The sequence below is a fragment of the Deminuibacter soli genome, from assembly GCF_003412455.1.
GTDB lineage: Bacteria > Bacteroidota > Bacteroidia > Chitinophagales > Chitinophagaceae > Deminuibacter > Deminuibacter soli.
On the sequence record NZ_QTJU01000009.1, the window covers coordinates 170,962 to 193,304 of the forward strand.

Here is a 22,343-nt window from a genome sequence, read left to right on the forward strand (position 1 = left end):
TCGCTTAGTTAGTCTCGACTGTCGACTGTCGATTCCCGATGGCTCTTCGTCTCACCTTCCCCCTGCTTTAATCATCTGCTGCAGCATGTTGTTGAAGTTGTCGCTTTCCAGCAGTTGTTCCAGCGTAAGATGCATGCGGTAGCGCCAGTAATGATGCGGGTTGGCCGGTACATTAATGCGCTCATCATCCGGGTTGGCCACACGGATCTGTTCATCGGAACCCATTAAGTCCTGCAGCTGAAAAATGCTCCACATAGCGGGCGAGGATAAGTGCTGCTGTACAATTTCCCTGTTAATCCATGCATCGCAGGTGGCGGGAGCCTGGCCCCACTGGTACAATTCCTGGTTGTAGAACTGCTGTGTGCGTGCAGCGTCTTCCTCCCACCAGCCGCGGATGGTGCTCATATCATGGGTGGATGGTGTAACCACGCTGAGATAAGGTGCTGCATTGGGCCTTGCGAAACTTTGCGCAGGATCTTTTGGCATGCGCTGTACTTCGAGCGAAAGCAGGCCCAGATCTTTCATTACCGAAGGTACGCAGCGCGGCACCAGGCCAAGGTCTTCGCCGCAGATGAGCATGTTGGTCACGGTTTTCAGCAGCGGCAGCTTTTGCATGGCTTCTGTTTTCCAGTGTGCATCCTGCCTGCGGAAGAAATAGTCGATGTACAATTCATTCAGCCAGTAACGCGCATGCGGGTCAAGGTATTTATAGGAAGTAGTGGCTGTAATATTAAACCGGAAATGGAAAGTTAGTCCCTGCTGTTCCGGATCGGCCTCAAAGAAAATTACATTGGAGATCAGGTCAAACACCCCTTGCTGAATGCGGTCGTTTGCCTCGTGCGGGATTTGTTGCGCAAACCAGGCAGCCACTTGCTTTTGTGTGGTGAATGCGGGTTTTAATGCATAACCGCCTGCCCCATCGCTTTGCAGAAACTGTTGCTTCACACCTTCTGCATCGTTGCCGAATATTTCGGCCAATACGGCATCGGTGATATAAGGTTGTGTATAGCGTTTGTAATCGAAGTTAATACCATGCTCGTGCAATTCGCGGATATGTACGGGCAGTGCGGGCACAAAGCGGCCCATGATACCTTCCACAGCATGCAAAGGGATACTCCAGATGCGGAAGAAGCCGAGAATATGATCAATGCGGAAGGCATCGAAATAATAACTCATCTGCTCAAACCGGCGCTGCCACCAGTTAAACCCGTCGGCTTTCATGCGCTCCCAGTTATAGGTGGGAAAGCCCCAGTTTTGTCCCTTAATGGCAAAATCATCCGGCGGAGCACCTGCCTGCATTTCCATATGATATAATTCCGGCTGCTGCCAGGCATCTACACTGTTGCGGAATATACCAATGGCGATATCACCTTTGAGAATAATGCCAGATGCATGCGCATAGGCTGTGGCAGCCTGCAGCTGCGTGTGCAGGTGGTATTGAATAAAGTAGTAAAAGGCAATGCTGTTGTATGCCGCTGAACTGCTGCTGAGCAGGGGGGCAATGGCAGCTTCTTTATACACATTGTATTCCGGCCACTGGTTGTAATCCGGTGTGCCGTAAGTATCGCGCAGGTAGCTGAATACAGCATAAGGTTGTAACCAGTGACTGTTCTGATTAAAGAATACCTGGTACGCTTTCGTAGTAAAGGTCTTCTCCCCCTGCAGTTCGTACAGCTGCTTTAACAGGCCCAGCTTCAGTTTCAGCACAGCTTCATAGTCCATCAATGGCAGCTGGTTAAGCCGGGTTGCTTCTGCCTGTACGGCTGTTACCAATGACTGGTTGGCTTTGGCGGCTACCTGGCCTATGTTTAAATAAATGGGATGCAGGGCAAAGGCCGAGATGGCGGCATAGGGATAAGAATCCGTCCATGCACCGGTTGCCCTTGTATCGTTGATGGGTAATATCTGTACCAGTTTTAAACCCGTTTTCTTTGCCCAGTCAACCAGCAGGTTTAAATCGGTAAACTCGCCGCAACCCATGCTGGCATTGCTGCGCAAACTGAATACGGGTATGGCCACACCGGCGCCGCGCCAGGTATTGGCCGGCAGTTGTATGTAGCCGTCGTTTACAATGGTTTGTTTGCCCGGGGCTACTATATCGTATAGTACGCGGTTATTGCCTTGTTCGTAACCCACGAAACTTTTTTCTGCAACATCGTAAATACCGTATTTGTATACCAGCGCTTCCGGGCCGTTTACGAGGTGCAGTTTTATTTCCCAGTAATCACTGCCGGCGTTTTTGCCCAGCACCAGCGGTTCGGCTGTTTGCCAGTTGCCAAAGGCATTGCCCAGCATGCATACTGCCTGCCCCTTTGCAAGCAGCGGCGCTTTTATCCTGAACCAGTGTGTAAAGCCTTCCTGCTGCGCCACAGGTATATTGGTTTCATTGGGTTTCAGTAATACTTCCTGGAAAGGTTCGGTATAAAAAGCATTTTCATAGTAACCGCCATAGTTCCAGAAATCGTAGATCACAGTTAACGCAGCGTTACCGGTATTGGCCAGGTTAAGCACTTTATCGTTACTGAAATCGTATTCAGTACTGCCATCTTTTTCTTTTAATAAGTAGCGGTAGCGGATGGGTTCACCGGCAAGGTCAGCTTCGCTCAGCTGCAGCACGGCCTGCCATTGCTCCTTATCGAAGTATTGCATGGGCACTGCCTGGGCGGGGTCGTTGTTGCCCAGCAGCGGGTGGTTGCCGGTGACGTACAATGACTGACCGTATTCGGTATGAAAACGAAGCTGGAGTGTGATCTGCATAACGCGGTTTAAATTGGGTGATGCACCTTTTGCAGGCTTGCGCTTTGTTTTGGGCGCAGCTTTCGCAGCAGGCGCAAGGGAGCTTTCACCAATACCTGCAGTGGCGGTTACTGCGGAACTGGCAACAGTCTTTTTCCTGGTCTTAACAGTGTTTGATGGTGATGCAGCAGGTTTTTTACCGGCGATGCTGTTCTTTTTCACAGGCTGGTTACTGTCGGCTTGCTTTTCAATGGCTTCCTGTTCTTCTTCTTTCTGATGCGGCTGCTTGCTTGGTAATTTCATGAAAACGGTACAACACTTTTGGTAAATAACATAATAACAGGGAACAAATACAATACCTGTTCCAATCAGCGCAATCGTTGGGCACTAAAATAGGTAATGTGTAATAAATACACAAACATTTTTAAGCTAAGGCAATAAGCCGCGGGCTGCAAGTTTGTTGACTTCCCGGTAAACAGGGTAGTAACCGGCCACCGGAGCGATGCACAATGATCAAGAACAGGCAATTTAGGCAAGTGCGGGCTATTTAACCGGAAATGGGTGGCATGCACACAAAAAAGCCGCGGAGACGTAAACGTCTGCGGCTGGGTGTATATGGTAATTTGACTAAGCGGTGATGTTGTTGAGCAGTTCGGTGGTAAGCGGTTTGGAGATAAACCGTTTCACCACGCTGTACGATTCGGCCCGTTTGTAATCTTCGGGGTCAACGGTTGAACTGAGTACATAGATGTCCGGTTGTCTTGGAAAAAATCCCGATATGCTGTTGAAACGTGCAAGAAATTCCCAGCCATTCATCACCGGCATATTGATGTCGAGAAAAATGAGCTGCGGCAGTTCTTCTGCATTGTGCTTTGCCTGTTCGTGAATTAAGTCCATTGCTTCCTGCCCGTTGGTCACTGATTTCACCTGTTCTGCAAAACCGGTCATACGAATGATCCTTTCGCATACCATCACCGTGATCGGATCATCCTCTACCAGTAATACAGTTTTAAATTTCGCCATTCGTAGATTTTTATAGATATCGGAAGAAATCTATGTTCAAAAAGTATTGATTCGCCGTATAAGTTAAGAAACTGTTTTGTCTTCCACAACTACAAGGTCAGATAATTCCACATTCATTGGAATAACACCGATCTGTACAATGGCTCTTCTACCGCGTATTTCCCTTACTTCACCTACCTGGTAGTTCTTTTTTATCTTCACCTTAGCTCCTACAACAATCTCGCCTGTAATCTCGCGGTATTTGGTCTCCAGCTTTTTGGCCACCTTGCTGTTCACAAGCTGTTCCTTCTTTTTAAACAGCAGTTCCTGCACCTGTTTAATGATGGCATTTTTGTCTTCTGCCTTACGCCATTCCAGCACAATCTGTTTCAGCTTGCGCTCTGTTTCTTTCAGGTAACTGATGCGGTCTTCGGTAATGGCATTCTGGTGTTTAAGCAATTCTACCTGCTGGCGGTGGCGCTCTTTATTCAGCACCTGTTCCATTTCTGCTTTCAACCGCTCGTTGTCGCGCAATAAACGATTTAGTTCCTTCTTCTCTTTATCCAGTTTCTGCCCCTCCTGTTCATTCTTGTTCAGAATTTTGTCGAGCCGGAAATGGTCTTCATCTACCAGTTTGCGTGCCTTGTTAATCATGGCCTGTGGCAACCCGATACGCTCTGCAATGGAAAATGTGTACGAACTGCCGGGCTTGCCAACCATCAGCCGGTACAATGGCTGCAGGCGAACCTCATCAAATGCCATAGCGCCGTTGATAATGCCTGCCGTATGGTTGGCCATCACTTTCAGGTTAAGATAGTGCGTGGTAACAATGCCGAATGAATGTTTGCGGGCCAGCTCTTCCAGTATCACTTCTGCAAAGGCGCCGCCCAGGTTGGGGTCGCTGCCGCTGCCCAGCTCATCGATAAAGAACAGGGTTTTACCATTCGCTGTTTCCAGGAAATGCTTCATGTGCAGCAGGTGCGATGAGTAGGTACTCAGCTCAAACTCCAGGCTCTGCGTATCACCGATATGAATGAGCAACTGTTTAAAAATGCCCATCTGCGAAGCAGGATGCACAGGCACCAGTAACCCGGCCTGCAGCATAAGCTGGTTGAGGCCGATGGTTTTCATGGTCACCGTTTTACCACCGGCATTGGGACCACTGATGATCAGTATCCTGCTTTTATCGTCGAGCGTAAGGTTAACGGGAATTGTAGGCTTGCCCGATTTGCTGTTGTACAAATACAGCAAGGGATGATAGGCATCTTTTAAATCCAGTATCGCCTGGTCGCCTACATTGGGGTAGTTGCCGTTTACATCCAGTGCAAGCCGGCCCTTGGCCCTGATAAAATCAAACTCACCCACTACCTGGTGGTATACGGCCAGTAACGGACTGTATACAGACATACGCTGGGTAAGTTCCCTGAGGATACGCTGCACTTCCTTGCGTTCATCGTTCTCAAGGGTATATACTTCGTTGTTGAGTTCAATGGTTTCTTCCGGTTCAATATAGGCGGTTCTGCGGCTATCACTTTCGCCGTGCAATATGCCTTTTACCTGCCGCTTGTACTCGGCAAACACCGCCACTACCCTGCGGCCGTTGCTGAAACTTTCATCAATATCTGCTGCATAACCTGCCTTGTTCAAACGGGCCACTACTTTTTCAAATGTGCGGCGCAGTTCGTTGCGTTTGCGGTACAGGCCCATGCGTATGCGCTGCAGCTCGGCCGAAGCGGTATCTTTTACATTACCGGCTTCATCGAGCACCTCATCTATCAGTTCGATGATGGTTTTCTCATAATAAGTATCGGCAATTACCTTGCTCAGTGCGGGGTAAGCGGTTCTGCGCTCATTGTCGAACCACCGGAATATCTTTTCCAGGCTCTCGGCCAGTTTGCGTACCTGTATCCATTGTTCACCAGTAAGCATACTGCCGGGTATGCCCAGCAATTTGATGTCGCGCGATATATTCAACACATAATCGTTCGGAAAATACTGGCTAAGCTGCAACATCAGCTTAAACTCGTGGGACTGCTGTAACTCGGTTAAAATATATTCTTTCCTGGTGTGTATGCGTAATTCGTCGGCTTTTTGCCTGGCGTATTCGCTTTTGCAATGTTCCCTCAATAATGCTTTTACCTTATCAAACTCCAGCTGAACTGCCGCCGATTCGGGGTATAACTTCATGTAATAGCTGCTTCTCTTTTAAATGCAAAGGTACAAAAAGTCGGGGAGATCGTGAGGAGCGGCCGTGAGCCGGGGAACATCGAGAATCGAGAATCGACACGTCGAGACTATTTAAGCGGGTATTAAATAATGATACCCCCTTACCAAGGCGGTTTGTGGCAAACAAGCTTGTAGCTCGTAGCTTGAAGCTTGCAGCTGTTTTCCTGGGTCCCCACAGTCGCATCGCCAACATATATTGGCTGTGAGGACATAGCCAAATGGCTATTACATAACGATAATTTAATATATATTTCGGACAACCCGGGGTGTTTGTAAGTAAAGGGAGCCGGCCGCGTCTTAAGGGTGCAGACAAAATCCCGGGCGCAGCAGATGATAAAAATGTTAATTAACTTGTTCATCAGCGCAATAGTTAGGTAATTGCAGGTTGAAAAATAAAATATGCGTCATGAAATATAGTTTGAGTGTGTTACTGGGGATTGTTGTTTCGTTTATCTCTTGCGCAGAACATAAAAGTCAAAATAAAAGTATGGCTGAAGAAAGAACCATCGCAAGCGTGGTAACCGACACTGCCACTTTTGGCACCGGTTGTTTCTGGTGTACGGAAGCTATTTTTGAAAGAATGGACGGTGTATTAAAGGTGATCAGCGGTTACAGCGGCGGCCATGTACCCAATCCCAGCTACGAAGCAGTTTGTGAAGGCAATACCGGTCATGCCGAAGTTTGCCAGATTATTTACAATCCTGCCAAAATTTCGTTCGACGAGCTGCTGGAAGTTTTCTGGAAAACACATGACCCCACCACACTCAACCGCCAGGGCAATGACGTAGGCACACAATACCGCAGCGTAATTTTCTACCATAACGAAGAACAGAAAGAAAAAGCCAGCCACTACAAAGACGAACTGAACAAAAGCGGCGCATGGCCCAACCCTGTTGTTACAGCAGTAGAACCTTACAGCAATTTTTACAGTGCAGAAGATTACCACCAGAATTATTACAACACCAATCCCGACCAGATGTATTGCCGGTTTGTAATACGGCCCAAACTGGAGAAGTTTGAGAAAGTGTTTAAGGATAAGATGAAGAAATAGCAAAAGCCTCCTTCGGGAGGCTTTTTTATTGTGGGATGGTTTTATTGTTGCAATTGCTAACTGCGGTACAAATTGTATTTTTCCCGGTCGCGGCTGTGCAGCCTGAAGCTGGCAGGTGTTTCGCCCGTAAGCTTTTTAAAGAAGCGGTTGAAGTAAGCAGCATCTTCGAAACCCAGCTGGTAGGCAATTTCCTTTACCTGCAAATCGCCGTGAAACAGCAGCCGCTTGGCTTCCACAATCAGCCGCTCCTGTATCAGTGAGGTAGCGGTGCGGCCGGTGTAGGCTTTAATAGTATCATTGAGGTGTCCCGGCGATACATGCAGCAGCTGCGCATAGTCAGATGCCTGGTGCAATTCATGAAACTGTTCGTTCACCAGTGTTTTCATCCGGTTTACCATTTGCCTTGAGCCTGCCAGTGAATTTGCTGCACTGTTGCTGCGCGTGTAGACCCTGCTCACATATACCAGTAAAATATTGAGATAAGATTGCAGCATGCTGCTTTTCCAGTCGTGGTTGGTTTTAAACTCACACAGCATGTGCATCATCAGGTCGTTCAGGAAAACATTTTCCAGCTCAGACAATACCAGCTCATGCCTGTTATCGGGGTTAAGCAAAATGGGCAGGTCGCGCAGCTCGTGCCTGTCCTGCAGTGCGAGAAACTCTTCGGTAAATGCCAGGAATAACCCGCTGACAGGAGTTGTTTTTTCTTTAAGGTGTACCTGGTGGGGTACGGTGAAATAAAGATTGCCGGGCTTGGTTTCATAACTTACAAAATCAACCCAGTGGCGGTTGTATCCATCTTTTACCAGGAAGAAAAAATAGTAATCTTTCCGGTGCGGAATAAATACGTGCGGTTTCTTTTTAGCGGTATGGCCATCAACCTCTTTTATCTCGAACAGTGCATGTCCTGCTTCACTGGATTCACTGAGCGAAAAATGCGGGATGGCTCTTTTTTCTTTATCAGACAGGAATTGCATGGAATAAAGGTACGGAGAAAGCGGCGTCTCTGAGCCTTGAGCTGCAAGCTACGAACTGCGGGCAAGGCAAATGTCGACTGTCGATTCTCGATGACTTTCCAACTGACGATTGACGTTATCTCACCGCCGCGCAAACGCCTGCAAGAAATGCATCTGCATCGAAGTTGTGATGCTGTGTTAAGCCCAGCCGCACTACTACCAGTTGTTTGGAGGGAACGATAAACACATTCTGCCCTTCAAAGCCGTCGGCGCAGAACATATCAACGGGTACATGCGGGTAGTAGCGATCGTTGTGTTGTGCACCGGTGCCGGCATTGAGCCAGAACTGGTAGCCATATTGCCCCTTAAGGGCTGAGGTGGCTGGTGTGGCGGCTTCCTTTACCCAGCCATCGGGCAATAGTTGTTCGCCGTTGCAGACGCCGTTGTTGTAGTACAGCAATCCGAAACGTGCCCAGTCGCGTGCTGTGGCGTACATATACGATGAACCCACAAATGTGCCTGATGCATCAGGCTCCATCACGGCGCTGTACATACCCAGTTTATAAAAGAGTTGTTCATAAGGAAAAGCATGGTAATCCCGCTCCCCTACCGTTGCGCGGATAATGCGGGACAGGATATTGCTGTTGCCGCTGGAATAGTAGAATACGCTGCCTGGTGCATATTTGAGTGTATGGCCGGCAGTGAAGCCGCCCATATCGGCCCTGCCAAACAACATGCGTGTAGCATCGCTGGCTTTGGAATAGTCTTCTTCAAACTGCAGACCACTGCTTTGCTGCAGCAGGTTTTTCAGCGTAATGGTATGTCGCGGATCTGCCGGGTTTTGCCACTCGGGAACAGGTGCAGGTGCATTTACCTGCAGCTTGCCTTGCTTGGCGAGCATACCGATGAGTGTGCCGGTGATACTCTTGGTCATACTCCAGCCCAGCAGGCGGGTATTGCGGGTAAAGCCAGGGGCATATTGTTCGGCCACCAGCCTGCCCTGGTACAATACCACCACAGCCCTGGTGCGTGCGGGTTTCAGCGTGTCTTTTTCTATAAACGCAGCATTAACAGCCTGCCATAGCTGAGCGGAATCTATTCCTGCGGGCAAGACTGTTGCGGGCAACAGGTTGCCATTTGGCCAGGCGATGGTATCGGTATTTACAGTGGGTGGTGTGGCCAGCCTGAATTGTTGTGCACGTATTTCTTTTTCGCTGATGCCTGCCACCAGTGTAGCACCCAGTCCTTTGCGGTAAATGGCTTTGCGTTTGGCGAAGCCCCATACCGTACCGGTTACGGAAGAATCGGTATAATCAATGGAGAAATGCCCGAGTGTCATGGGAAAAAAATGCAGCTCCTGGTCGCGCACCTGCTGTTCATCGCGACCGGCGACAAATATGGCAGAGCAAAGGTTTTTGGCACCATAACCGCTGATGATGGGAAAGGATGTCCAGCAGTAGTAAATGCCGTAACCAATACCAACCAATACCAGCAGCAGCAGTACCTGCAGGATGCGTTTAAGGGGTTTGCGAAGTTTCATGCCCTAATGTACGGGAATATCGGGAATCGTCAGTGGTGAGTGATCTGAGCGAGTGCCTATTTCGAGAATCGACACATCGACAGTCGAGACTACCTGAGCGGGTTTATTGGTGAGTAGTCAGAAGTAAATCAATGTCCTTTAGTTAAGCGTGATTGCTATTTTTTACCAACCCACAAAGGGCGCAAAGAAACGACATTGCGTGTGATCTGAGCGAGTAACTATTTCGAGAATCGACACATCGACAGTCGAGACTACCTGAGCGGGTTTATTGGTGAGTGGTGAGTGAACTGAGCGAGTACCTATTTCGGGGAATCGGCACTAATTTGGGCGAATTTTCTTTTGTTGCCCGCGGCTGTGTCCCCACAGCCGCATCCCTGGCATGTACTGGGAATGGGTTATCATATTCTGTGGCGGATTCCGTTCCAGGGGAACTCCTTTGGAGCGAGAAACAGGCTCCCCATGTACCTGCTCCAAGCGGCTGGTTTAGACCAGGCTCGCAGCTCGCAGCTCGTAGCTTGAGGCTTGCAGCTGCATGTACCAAACAAAAGGCCCCTCCAATAAAGAAGGGGCCATCGAGCCTCGGGCTCCACTCGTTAACCTAACATCACGGAGACTAATACGAAGGCTGTGTTGGTTTTTCTGGGGATTACTGCTGGTAATGCATTAAGCGGCGAGCGCTGCATCAATCATTTTGCCGATAGCGGCTACGGATAATTTTCCTTTCACAATGGCGTCGTTCACAAATACTACCGGCACATCACGAATACCCTTATCAAGGGCATCTAACAAATCACCACGCACCTGCCAGCCATATGTGCTGTTTACCAGTTCATCCAGAAAACGTTTATTGGTAACACCCGCTTCCCTGGCATAGTGTTTCAAACTGATGGTACCAAGGTTATTGCGGTGCCTGAAAATCAGGTTATGCATAATCCAGAACTTGCCTTCCTGCGCAGCGCCTACTGCGGCTTCTGCTGCTTTCATGGAGTGCTGGTGCACACGGGTAAGGGGGAAATGGCGGATATTAAGTTTCAACTGTCCGTCGTAGTTTTTCAGAAGGGTATTGAGTACTTCGTTCAGCTGTGCACAAGCCTCGCTCTCATAATCGATGTAGGCAGTTAATACAACTGCTGCACCGGGTGCACCCACAAATACGTCCCTGGGTTCAATGATTTCCGCAGGCTGTTTCATTTTTGTTGCCATAACGCCATCCTTGTTTTGTGCAGTTGGTTATTGGAAAGGGCATTAGCTATCGAAGCGTTGTAACGCTTGTTCTGTTAAAAACAAAAGCGGTAGGTATTTTGTACGTATTCCCGTTATGCAGTTTTGTAAGGAGATATATAACGCAAGTTTCCCTGGTTCAATATAACGGGAGCGAATCAGCATGCAAATATACGACAGAAAAGGCAGGGTTAAAAGTCCCTTGAAATGAATTAACATTTTGCTTGCTGCACGCCGCAGCAGCCGTTTAAATGGCCCTTACAGTGCTGACACTGAAGGGCCATCTTATTATCGGCTTATATTAAAACGTTCAGTTAATTACGCGGTGCGTTCGAAAATATCATTTCTGAATACCACCACACCGTCAAACACATCTACCAGTACAGGGTGGTTTTTATCTATGGCACCGGCCAGTATTTTCTTGCTTAAGCCATTCACAATTTCTTTCTGTATCAACCTTTTCAGCGGGCGGGCACCAAACTGGGGATCGTACCCGTTTTCGGCAAGATAATCCAGCACGTATTCACTGAACTCGAGCACTATACCATTCACACTCACCAGCTTTTTCAGGTGTTCGAGCTGTATTTTAATAATTCCTTTTATTTCACTGCGCAGCAGCGGCTGAAACATGATCACCTCATCTACCCTGTTCAAAAACTCGGGGCGTATGGTTTGGCGAAGCAGGTTCATCACCTCTGCCTTTGCTTTATCGGTTACTTCTGTAAGATTGTCTTCATTCACCTCTTCAAAATGCTCCTGTATAATATGGCTGCCAATGTTGCTGGTCATGATAATGATGGTGTTCTTGAAGTTCACCACACGGCCTTTGTTATCGGTTAAACGGCCATCATCCAGCACCTGCAGTAATACATTCCATACATCCGGATGTGCTTTTTCAATTTCATCGAGCAGCACCACGCTGTAGGGTTTGCGGCGAACAGCTTCTGTTAACTGGCCACCTTCATCATAACCCACATAACCCGGAGGCGCACCAACCAGCCTGGACACAGTGTGTTTTTCCTGGTATTCGCTCATGTCAATCCTGGTGAGCATGTTCTCATCATCAAACAGGTATTCAGCCAGTGCTTTGGCCAGCTCCGTTTTACCCACACCGGTTGTACCGAGGAAGATAAAGGAACCGATGGGTTTGCGCGGATCGTGTAATCCTGCGCGGCTGCGGCGTATGGCATCTGCAACAGCGGTGATGGCTTCTTCCTGTCCTACCACACGTTTGTGCAGTTCTTCTTCCAGGTTCAGCAGTCTTTCCCGCTCACTCTGCAGCATTTTGCTTACGGGTATGCCGGTTGCTTTGGCAATGGCTTCTGCGATATCTTCTGCGTCTACTTCTTCTTTCAGCAAACGGCGTTCATTGATGGCTTCCAGCTGCTGTTCGTTCTCAACAATAACCTGTTCCTGTTCTTTTACCTTACCATACCGTATTTCTGCTACCTTACCAAAATCACCATCCCTTTCTGCACGTTCTGCTTCCAGCTTTAACGATTCGATATTGGCTTTGGCTGCCTGTATCTTTTCTACAATCTCTTTTTCCTGGCTCCACTTCGCTTTCAGCGTATCGCGCTGTACAATCAGTAAGGATATATCCTGTGCCAGCTCTTTCAGCTTTTCTTCATCGCTTTCGCGTTTAATGGCCTCGCGTTCAATTTCCAGCTGGCGTATCCTGCGTTCCAGTTCGTCCAGCTCTTCGGGCATAGAGTTCATTTCCAGGCGCAGTTTGGCTGCGCTTTCATCAATCAGGTCAATCGCCTTATCGGGTAAAAAACGGTCGCTGATGTAACGGCTCGACAATTCAACAGCCGCGATAATTGCCGTGTCTTTAATACGCACATGGTGGTGTGTTTCGTAACGGTCTTTGATACCGCGCAATATGCTCACCGCATCTTCCACGCTGGGCTCATCAACCATTACTTTCTGGAAACGGCGTTCCAGCGCTTTATCTTTCTCAAAATACTTCTGGTATTCATTCAGCGTGGTGGCGCCAATTGCACGGAGCTCACCGCGTGCCAGTGCGGGTTTCAGGATATTGGCAGCATCCATGGCGCCTTCACCGCCACCTGCACCTACCAGGGTATGAATCTCGTCAATAAACAGGATGATCTCCCCATCACTTTCGGCTACTTCTTTCACCACACCTTTAAGACGTTCTTCAAACTCACCTTTGTATTTGGCGCCTGCAATAAGCTGGCCCATATCGAGCGCAAAGATGATTTTGCTTTTCAGGTTTTCGGGCACGTCACCATTTAGTATACGGTTGGCCAAGCCTTCGGCAATGGCTGTTTTACCAACACCGGGCTCACCCACCAGGATGGGGTTGTTTTTAGAACGGCGCGATAATATATGCAGCGTTCTGCGTATTTCTTCATCACGGCCAATCACGGGATCGAGTTTGCCGGCACGCGCCATTTCGTTCAGGTTCTTCGCATATTTCTGCAAAGAATTGTATTGCTGCGAAGCGGTTTGTGAATTGACCGTAGCGCCTTTGCGCAGGTCGTTAATGGCAGCCACCAGACCTTTCTCGGTTAAACCGGCGTCTTTCAGCAATTTGGCCACATTGTCGTTGCCGTGCACAATACCCAGCAGCAGGTGTTCAACGCTTACAAATTCATCGTTAAACTGCTTGAGGGTTGCATTGGCACGCAGCAGCGCGTTGTTCAAATCGCGGCCCAGTGCCTGGGCAGGTTCGCCACCCTGGTTTTTGGGCAGTTTCCGGATGCTTTCATCCAGCTTGCTTTCTACGTAACCAATGTTTACGTTGTTCTTTTTCAGCAGGTATTCTACCGGGCTGTCCCCGTCGTTTAACAAGGCTTTCAGCAGGTGGTTGGTTTCAATATTGGGATTGCCCTCGTTGAAAGCCAACTGCTGGGCGGCCTGGATAATTTCCTGTGCTTTGATAGTATAATTGTTCAGGTTCATATAAGTTGTATTGCCTCCTCGCCGGAGCATTTATTGTATTAAAAATTAATCCGCGTTTTGGTTCACTGCACCCGGTTACCGGTCCATTTATCCTTTCCGGGATTTGTAACGGTGTCCGAAACGGTTTTATACTATCTTCAAAATTGAATCCAATTGAAAATTCCGGAAAATATGACACAAAAACCCGCCTTTATCTGCATGAAAGTCAGTCTGATACTGCTTTTCCTGCAATTGTTGCAGCCTGCCTTCAGCCAGTACAACTTTACCCAGGCCGACGCCCTGTTGCAACAGCACCAGCAGCAGCTTGGTAATAATGTGGTAGCCCTGGTTTATAAAAACGGGAAGCTGGTTTACCAGAAAGAAATGGGTGGTTTTAACAGCAATACACCCGCCAGAATTGCCAGCTGCAGCAAATGGCTTACTGCCGCACTGGTAATGACTTTTGTGGAAGAAGGCAAACTGAACCTCGATGATAAGGTTGGCAAGTACCTGCCCATTTTTGACACCTATGGCAAAAGTTATATTACGGTACGCCAATGCCTCTCCCACCTCAGCGGTATTGCAGCTGATAAACCCGGCCTGCTCAGTTTTATTAAAATAAGCCGTTACAGCACGCTGGAAGTCGAAGTAAATGATTTTGCTTCCAAAAATGAAATAGAGGCCAAACCGGGTTCCGCTTTCCGTTACAGTGCTGTCGGGTTGAATATTGCCGGCCGCATTCTGGAGGTGATCAGCAAAAAACCGTTCGACCGACTGATGACGGACCGCATTTTTAAACCGCTGGGTATGAAGAACAGCAGTTTCGCCAGTGAGAAAGCAGTTAACCCATCCGGCGGCGCTACCAGCACAGCGGCAGACTATATGAACTTCCTCACCATGATACTCAACAAGGGAATGTTTAACGGCAAGCGCCTGTTAAGCGAAGCATCCATTGCCGAAATGCAGCAGAGCCGTACACACGGGCTTTCTATTACTTACACTCCCGCAGCAGGCGAAGGTTTTGAATATGGTTATGGCGAATGGGTGCAGGAGAAAGATGCGGCGGGTAACAGCACGGTGGTAAGCAGTCCGGGACTGTTTGGCACCTGGCCGCTGGTAGATATGGGGCGTCAGTATGCCTCTATTATTTTTGTAAAAACATTGTTGAATGAGCAGCGTAAGGATGTATACCTGCAATTAAAGCAGGCGTTTGATGCGGCGATGAAGTGAGGGAGACGTGAGTGGTGAGTAGTGAATAGTGAATGAGCGAAGCGGTTGCGATGGAACACCAGCAACGGTAGCATTAGTTGAAGGGCGCAAAGGAAATCAGCCATGATTCCTTTGCGCCCTTTGTTTAACTATACAGCCATCAAACCATTCAACAATCATATCATCATACCATCATTCTTTGACGAGCACGATCCGCTTCCTGTCGGCGGCGTACATATCGGCGTAGAATTTTGCGAACTCGGGGTAAAGACTGGCAGGATAACGTCCGGCAATACGTTCAAGGCTGCGGTACAGTACAATGGTATTGCCTTTTATTTCGAAATGGATGGTATAACTTCCGAAGCCTTTAGCAAGATGTACATCCTGCGGCATTGATTCTGCCTTGTAACCTGCCGGAATAGCAATATGCACAGAATCCTCATCCCGAAAAGAAGAGCGGAATTCAATATCGTACCTGCGCGGCTGGGTGGCAGCAGGCAAACGGCCACTTTTATTAAACAGGTTGGCTTCTATAAACATGCGCTTACCCGATACAGTAGCATACCCGGGCGCGCTGATGCGCAGGGTTTCATTCACTTTCGGAATATCGGCTTCCTGTTCTTTAAAGTCCATCTGTTCTACTTTATAGGTAGGCAGGTTTAGTGTTTCATTCAGGTATTTTTCCCTGTCGTCTTTGCTAACATCATACATCAGCATATGCCTTTCTTCTTCCTGCAAACCGGTAAACTCCGTATGCACGTCTGCTACCAGGTTTCCTTCTTCATTAATCTGCGCCTGTACTGAACGCAGCTGCTGGTTGTCTTTTGCCGTATACCTGGGCGTCCATACCACATGCCCGCCGTCTGCTGCCAGCAGCAGGGCCTGCCTGGCATCGGTAAAATTACCCAGGAAGCCGGGCGCCATGGTTTGACTGGTACATTCAAGCCAGGTGGTATCTTTTGCAACAGGTACGCACAGGATAACGTGGTTGAAATAATTGGCCGGGAAGTCTTCCCACAGGCCTTTGTTCACATTCCTGCCTGAACTAATGATTACACAGTTGCCTTCTATCCCTGCTTCTTTCAGCAAGGCCTTCATATAATTGGACAATGCTTTGCAATCACCATATCTTTTTGCAGCAACAAACTTCGCATCAAAAGGCTGCCAGCCGCCAATACCCAGCTGCACGCTGATATAGCGTGTATTCTGCTGCATGTACTTGTACAATACTTTAATTTTTTCTTTTTGTGTACCCAGTCCGTCTGCCAGGCGGTGCACATCCTGTTTTACATTATCCGGCAATTCATCACGGCCTGCGTACAGGCTGCCCATAAAGCTGCCCAGGCTTTGCCAGCTATCCATATGACCCTCGTACTGGTTCAGCGAAAATGTTTCTGCAGCCAGGTAAACGGCAGTAGTCAGCTCCTGCCATGCAGGAGAAAGATACTCCCTTTCAACAGGCTGTACATTGTTCAGCTGCCAGCTAAGCACAGTTGTTTTATCATTGGCAGTGGTTTGCGGCGCTGCTGCATAATTAAACGCTTTATAATGCAACTTGAAACCCGCCGGTGCTTCCACTGTAAAACGGCTTTGCTGTACGGCAAGATGTTCTGCATTTACCGGCATCCAGTAAGGCAGGTTAAACATGGTATAGTATTCCTGCTCATCTTCGTATTCAACTGTATAAGGATAGATGCGCCAGTAGAAATTATGGGATTTAACGCGGCTGTCGGTGGCAAGACTAAAATCGTTATCGCTTTCATCCGCAATATCCTTCGACTTTACCGAACGTAATTGTTTGCCGTTTGCATCGAACAGGTGCCCTGAAATATCACGCAGCGAATGCAGCTTATCATAATCATTGCTGTAAACGGCAAAACGGTTGCCCTCTTCATTTAAAATAGTAACGGCATATTTATGTGTAACCACCGCATGGCCCGAGCTCTTAATCACCACACTGGTTTCATCCATGCGTACAACAGCATTGGCATTTTTCGTCAGCGAATCGGGAATAAGGCTTATATTATATTGTTGTGCCTGCAAATAAAATGGCACAACCAGCAACAGGAATAACAAACGTTTCATCAGGATTTGATTTTTTTAAACACAATCTGCTCCTTCTCTTTCTTTACGATAAAGGCAAAAAAATCACGCAGGGTATCATAGTCATCCGGTTCAAAATTGGCTTTCTGCAATTTAAGGTGACAGCGCATCTGGATGTTCTCTCCGTCTGTCCCGATGATGTATTCAAAAGAACCTTCATTGTCATTGAGATTTACCCGGTTCGATTTAGGCAGCTCTTCCACTTTGTATCCTTTGGGAACCTCCATATTCAGCACGTACATTTTGTCGATACAGTTATCCATTTCCACGGGATAAGTCCTGGTACTGGCTTTAAACGGGTTTTCCTTGTACAGCATATCACCCAGTATGGGCGTGAAGTATACGAGATCTTCATTAAACGCAAATGCAATATCGTAGTGATAACTCAGCGGGCAATCGAGCTGGTTAAGCGAATCAACTCCTTCATTAGTCAGTTCCACATCCATCGAATACGATTTCTGGATATTCCTGAAGAAATCGGCCTGCATTTTATTTTTGAGCTGGCTGCGCATTTGCATGGAATGAAAAATACCGGGCGAGCTGTTAATGCTGCCGCTTACCTTGCCTGTTGTGTCATTTACAAGGAAGATGGTAGCCGTTTGCCTTTCAATCAATGAATCAGTCGAAAGCTCTACCAGTACCGGCGGGTTGGCTATTGTTCTGCCCGAGCCGTTGTAACATTCGTGATCCAGCATGTTAAAACCAAGATAGTTGTACGATGCATCCAGCAGCCAGGTGCTGTCTTCCGTTTGCGCCTTACAAATAAGGTAGTTGAACTTGTTCATGATGGGATAGGTTTCCATGGCCAGTCCATGCGAACGGGTGCTGAGAATAACAGGATCGGCGCCAATGCCCTGGTTGCGCAGCATGGCAGTCAGCAGCATATTGATATCTGCCACACTGCCTTTTTTCTGCTGGAAGGTTTTCTTCAGCGGTTGTGTGAGGTAAAAACCGTAATGACTTACACAGGCAAACTGATCGCGCAGGTAGGCATAAATTTTTCTTGCTTTCTGCGAGGGTGAATCACCCGGTGCCACAATGTTCTTCATTTCATCGTTCAGCCATGCATTGCGCGCAGCAAGATCTGCCCCAAAGTCCTCGTCTTTCAGCAGGTCTTCCACCATTTTACCCCAGTTGGACATATACAACTCCGGCTCGCGGTTGGGCCACCTGATGGCTGCCAGCTGGAAAGAAATACTGGAAATATGATTGCGCAGGGTAGTGGTGAAAGATTCGTCTTTTAAGGCAGGCACATTCTTCATTGCCCATACACTGTTTACCGTGTTGCCTCTCCAGGTAAAAGAGGTAGATGCTTCTGTAGCGGTGTGCCCCGGATCGACCAGCAGGTACGATTCGCTCGAAAGCAGCGCCGTATCTGTTGAATAAGGATGGTATCCCTGCTTTACAAACACAAAATCAAACAGCGTGGGTATGGTAACCTCGTACTGGCTGAACAGGCGTGGAAACTCGCCCTGGTAAAACCAGGAAGGCACATCATAATAACGCGGCGAAGTAACTGTGTAGCTGTATTCGATAATTGAACCTTCCCTGATATTGGGGAAGGTGAATTTTTCGGTAACAAAATCCCCGTTCTTATCTTCAAACAACGCACTTTTGTCGAGCTTGGTCGTGGTTACCACGCCATTTTCCAGGTTAAAGGTAGCCACCTGCAGGTCTTCCAGCTTTTCTTCTGTCTGGGATTTTTTGTACAGGTCAATAGACACGGCTGCTGCATGGTCAAAAGCATTCCTGTGCAATAGCCTGATACGGGCATGGCGTTTAAATACCACGCTGAAAAAACCTTTGTTATTACCTTCGTATGAAGAACTGCCGATATCATAGAGATAAACAGCATCTGCAGAAGAATCGACGGCATAAGCGGAGGGGGCAAAATCTTCGGGTTTCACATCACCGAATTTGTACTTCTGTTTACCGGAACCGGCGAATAAAACAGTTTGGCAACATGCCACCAGCAGTAGAAAAAGGGCTAACCTTTTATGCATAAGGGAATTGGTTGAGGCACAATAATACAATACCGGATTAAAACAACGAAAAAAACAGTTGAAAAACGTCTCTTTTTATACCAGCTTCATTAAATCACTGAGTACAGAACTCGGTTTCAGCTATTGCGGCATTGCCAAAGCCCGCAGGCTGGATGAAGATGCGCGCAGGCTCGAAAACTGGCTGAACAAGGGCATGCACGGGAAAATGAGCTATATGGAGAAGTATTTTGACCTGCGTGTAGACCCTACCCTGCTGGTACCCGGCGCCAAATCGGTAATTACCCTATTGCTCAATTATTACCCGCAAACCACCCAGCATACCGACGGGCCCAAGATAGCCAAATACGCCTATGGCAATGATTACCACGAAGTAATAAGAGAAAAGCTCAACAACCTGCTGCTTCGTTTGCAGGAAACTGTGGGCGAAGTAAATGGCCGCGGCTTTGTAGATTCTGCCCCTGTGCTCGAACGCAGCTGGGCACAGCAGAGCGGCGCAGGGTGGATTGGTAAAAACGGGAATATCATCAGCAAACAGGCGGGTTCCTTCTTTTTTATCGCCACGCTGATTGTTGACCTGGAACTGGAATACGATGACCCGTACGCCAAAGATTTCTGCGGCAGCTGTACCCGCTGTATCGATAGCTGCCCGACAGAAGCGATACTGCCCGGCAAGGTAGTTGACGGCAGCAAATGCATCAGCTATTTTACCATTGAGCTGAAAGACATGCTGCTGCCCGATAACATGCAGCAACGTTTCGACAACTGGTTCTTCGGCTGCGATGTGTGCCAGGATGTGTGCCCCTGGAACCGTTTCAGCAAGCCCAATACAGAACCGGCTTTCACACCCCTGCCTGAGATACTCAACTTCAGCACACGCGAGTGGCAGGAGATGACGGAAGAAAGCTTCCGCGCTATATTCAAACACTCACCGCTTAAACGCAGCAAATATGCAGGCATACGGCGTAACCTGAAATTTGTGAAGGGGGGATGACTGTTTAAAGTTTAACGTTGGAAGTTGGAAGTTAATCACCATCCTGTAAGCACCACATTTACGCCGGTTTGCCACAGGCGCTGACCCTGGTTGCCTGTGATTTTAAAGGCACTGCCAATACCATATTGCAGGTAAGGCGCTATGCGCCATTGCAAATGACCGGTGCGCAGCGGCACATCGGGCGAGAAGTAGAATGCAGGCTGATAGGTATGCATCAGGCTTTTGATGGAGGCCGTTTTTGTTGTGAATGCTGTTGTAGTCGCTACAGTGCTGGTGGAGCGGCCATTGGCTGTTATCACGAACCCATTCATCAAACCACCGGAGAAACCCAGCACTGACAATGCTTTCCAGTGCAGCAACAGCGGCACATCGATGGCATGGATATGGTATTTGCTATGCTGCTGTAACGACTGGTACAGTTGCCCCGAAGGCACACGGTAATTGAATACGGCATTAAAGGAGCTGTATTGATACAGCAACCCGCTTTCAACACTCCACTTATCACTGAATGTTCTATCCAGCAATACGCCCGCCTGCCAGCTGAAGCCCGATGTATTGGCAGTTGCACCGGGTATTACAGCCGACGAATTTCCATTGCTTGGCGTTAAGTTGAGATAGTCACTATATGGCGGCACCGAAAAGGAAAGTCCCGAATTCTGATTGTTTGCCGTGCGTGTTACCAGCGCCACTGCCGATACACCCGCACCGGCAGTTGGCATCAGCTGCCAGCCATGTTTGTGCGGTTGTTTTACCTGTATATGCGGCTCACCGGGTACCTGCAATGGCTGAAACGGGTTCAGCTGGTTGGCTTCCAGCCCCGGCAGCAATGTTTCAGGATGCAATAAACCAGCCATATTGCGCAGTACCGAACCATACATGGCAGGGTCCTGTACCGTTGAATCAATATAGGCCGCAGCCGGTGTAAGAACGACGTTGTTGCCGATACCGGCTGCATTGGCAACTACAGCTGCATGCGGGTTATTGTTATTGTGCTGCCCACGCATAACTGCAGCATCACCTGCTGTTGCCTGAACGCCATTGCCTGGCGCAGTTTCAGCCAACACCTCTTTATTGGCAGGCACGCCAGCTGTTGTTGCATCCTGCGTAGTACCGATGTTTGCATTGGGTTCATCAGCTGCAGACTTACTGGCTGGTTCCGGTACCTGTGGCAGGCCGGTATTGTTTTGTGTGGCTGTTGTTTGTGTTGCGGCAGCTGCGGGGCCAGCTTTGTGTTGTTCGTAATAAAACCAAGCCCAGCCAGTGCCCAGTAAAAGCAACCCGCTAAGCCACCACCAGGCAAACACGCGGCGTTTTCTGCGCGGCTGTGTAATGGCCTGCTGAATATTGGTCCATGCGCCGGCACCGGGTTGTAGTTCAAACCCGCTCATCAAATCCTGTATTTGTTTTTCGAGCTGATTATCCGGCATAATTCATTTTTTTAGTTGCATCCGCATCATATTTGGTGATCCACGTGGCAAGCAAGGTACGCGCACGCATATACTGCGAGCGGGAAGTACTTTCGCTGATACCCATCATTCCGGCTATTTCAACGTGAGAATAGCCTTCTACGGCATGCAGGTTAAAAATGGTTTGATACCCCGACGGCAGTTGCCTGATCAGGTCGGCCAATTCCTTTGCGCTGAGGTTTATTACCGGGTCATCTCCTGAAACAGGGTGCATATAATCATCTGTAAGCACCATATCTCCCTGGTAACGCTTGGTTTGCTTGAGGTAATTGAGCGCAGCATTTACCATAATGCGACGTATCCAGGCCCCCAGTTCGCCCCCGCCCTTGTACTGGTGCAGGCAGCGGAATACATTGATAAACCCTTCCTGCAGTACATCCTGGGCATCGGTAACCGACTTGGTATACCTGTAACAAATAGCCATCATCTGCCCGGCAAATGTTTTGTACAGTTGCTCCTGGGCAGCTACGTCTCCTGCTAAACAGGCTGCAATAAGACGGCTGTTATCTGTCATACGTTAATTCCGAAAAGCTGACAATGATAGAAAAGAAACCGTTGCATTCCCAAAGAAAAAAAGTTTGTTGCTGCCAGTTGTTGGGTATAAATCGCCTCCGGCGATAGATGTTCTGAACAGCCGTTCAATAGTTCAATTGTTCAATAGTTCAATTGTTCAATTCCCGTTTATATCCGTTATTCCTTTCCAGGGAAGTTTACAGCCAGTGCATGTTGAGGATGCGGCTGTGAGGACACAGCCGCTGGCGATCAAATTGGCATTCGCCAAGATCGCTCACGACTGTATTTCTGTACGAGCCTGAAATAAGTTGACCAAAAAACCAGGTCAAACATGGCAAAAACACATTTAGTAACCCGACGCGTCTTCAGTGAAGAGGTACGTCGCAGTGCCGTAAAGGCAATTGAATCAGGAAAGA

14 protein-coding genes are annotated in these 22,343 nt (G+C 48.3%); 3 read left to right on the plus strand and 11 right to left on the minus strand.

Annotated features, from left to right (window positions below):
• Window positions 1–51: 51 nt before the first annotated feature.
• From DXN05_RS20105 to DXN05_RS20115, 3 genes are all read right to left on the minus strand, one after another.
• Window positions 52–3,039, minus strand: coding sequence for a 4-alpha-glucanotransferase (locus DXN05_RS20105; RefSeq protein WP_245975260.1), 2,988 nt, complete (start codon window positions 3,037–3,039; stop codon window positions 52–54).
• A gap of 324 nt (window positions 3,040–3,363) precedes the next feature.
• Complete coding sequence (locus DXN05_RS20110; RefSeq protein ID WP_116849081.1) at window positions 3,364–3,759, minus strand: response regulator; 396 nt, start codon at window positions 3,757–3,759, stop codon at window positions 3,364–3,366.
• Window positions 3,760–3,822: 63 nt separating this feature from the next.
• Window positions 3,823–5,925 carry an endonuclease MutS2 gene (locus DXN05_RS20115; RefSeq protein ID WP_116849082.1) on the minus strand — a complete coding sequence of 701 codons (2,103 nt, stop codon included), beginning with the start codon at window positions 5,923–5,925 and terminating at the stop codon, window positions 3,823–3,825.
• A gap of 526 nt (window positions 5,926–6,451) precedes the next feature.
• Here DXN05_RS20115 and msrA point away from each other — a divergent pair.
• Window positions 6,452–7,015, plus strand: coding sequence for a peptide-methionine (S)-S-oxide reductase MsrA (msrA, locus tag DXN05_RS20120; protein WP_245975261.1), 564 nt, complete (start codon window positions 6,452–6,454; stop codon window positions 7,013–7,015).
• 56 nt (window positions 7,016–7,071) lie between these two features.
• On the opposite strand, the gene DXN05_RS20125 is transcribed toward msrA, so the two are convergent.
• The 4 genes from DXN05_RS20125 to clpB all read right to left on the minus strand — a co-directional run bounded on the left by DXN05_RS20125 (window position 7,072) and on the right by clpB (window position 13,663).
• Window positions 7,072–7,992: a helix-turn-helix domain-containing protein gene (locus tag DXN05_RS20125; protein ID WP_116849084.1), complete on the minus strand. Its 921-nt coding sequence runs from the start codon at window positions 7,990–7,992 to the stop codon at window positions 7,072–7,074.
• A gap of 115 nt (window positions 7,993–8,107) precedes the next feature.
• Window positions 8,108–9,511 carry a serine hydrolase domain-containing protein gene (locus DXN05_RS20130; RefSeq protein WP_116849085.1) on the minus strand — a complete coding sequence of 468 codons (1,404 nt, stop codon included), beginning with the start codon at window positions 9,509–9,511 and terminating at the stop codon, window positions 8,108–8,110.
• A gap of 663 nt (window positions 9,512–10,174) precedes the next feature.
• The gene (locus DXN05_RS20135; protein WP_116849086.1) at window positions 10,175–10,714 is read right to left on the minus strand and encodes a DsbA family protein; all 540 of its coding nucleotides are present in this window, start codon (window positions 10,712–10,714) and stop codon (window positions 10,175–10,177) included.
• 336 nt (window positions 10,715–11,050) lie between these two features.
• The gene (clpB, locus tag DXN05_RS20140; RefSeq protein ID WP_116849087.1) at window positions 11,051–13,663 is read right to left on the minus strand and encodes an ATP-dependent chaperone ClpB; all 2,613 of its coding nucleotides are present in this window, start codon (window positions 13,661–13,663) and stop codon (window positions 11,051–11,053) included.
• A gap of 171 nt (window positions 13,664–13,834) precedes the next feature.
• Between clpB and DXN05_RS20145 the strand changes: the two genes are divergently transcribed.
• Window positions 13,835–14,872 carry a serine hydrolase domain-containing protein gene (locus DXN05_RS20145; protein ID WP_116849088.1) on the plus strand — a complete coding sequence of 346 codons (1,038 nt, stop codon included), beginning with the start codon at window positions 13,835–13,837 and terminating at the stop codon, window positions 14,870–14,872.
• Between the two features lie 171 nt (window positions 14,873–15,043).
• Here the strand turns inward: DXN05_RS20145 and DXN05_RS20150 are convergent, their stop codons facing one another.
• Entirely contained in the window at window positions 15,044–16,936 is a 1,893-nt protein-coding gene (locus tag DXN05_RS20150) for a DUF3857 domain-containing protein (protein ID WP_116849089.1), read from the minus strand.
• A complete protein-coding gene (locus DXN05_RS20155) occupies window positions 16,936–18,957 on the minus strand; it encodes a DUF3857 domain-containing protein (RefSeq protein WP_116849090.1) in 2,022 nt (673 codons plus the stop codon). Before DXN05_RS20155 ends, DXN05_RS20150 begins: the two co-directional genes overlap by 1 nt.
• Window positions 18,958–19,015: 58 nt before the next feature.
• On the opposite strand from DXN05_RS20155, the gene queG reads away from it, so the two are divergent.
• A complete protein-coding gene (queG, locus tag DXN05_RS20160; protein WP_116849091.1) occupies window positions 19,016–19,948 on the plus strand; it encodes a tRNA epoxyqueuosine(34) reductase QueG in 933 nt (310 codons plus the stop codon).
• Between the two features lie 35 nt (window positions 19,949–19,983).
• Here the strand turns inward: queG and DXN05_RS20165 are convergent, their stop codons facing one another.
• Together DXN05_RS20165 and DXN05_RS20170 are read right to left on the minus strand one after the other, a co-directional pair.
• Window positions 19,984–21,375 (minus strand): outer membrane beta-barrel protein, encoded by a 1,392-nt coding sequence (locus DXN05_RS20165; protein ID WP_116849092.1) that lies wholly within the window; start codon window positions 21,373–21,375, stop codon window positions 19,984–19,986.
• The gene (locus DXN05_RS20170) at window positions 21,365–21,928 is read right to left on the minus strand and encodes an RNA polymerase sigma factor (protein ID WP_116849093.1); all 564 of its coding nucleotides are present in this window, start codon (window positions 21,926–21,928) and stop codon (window positions 21,365–21,367) included. Before DXN05_RS20170 ends, DXN05_RS20165 begins: the two co-directional genes overlap by 11 nt.
• Window positions 21,929–22,343: the final 415 nt, after the last annotated feature.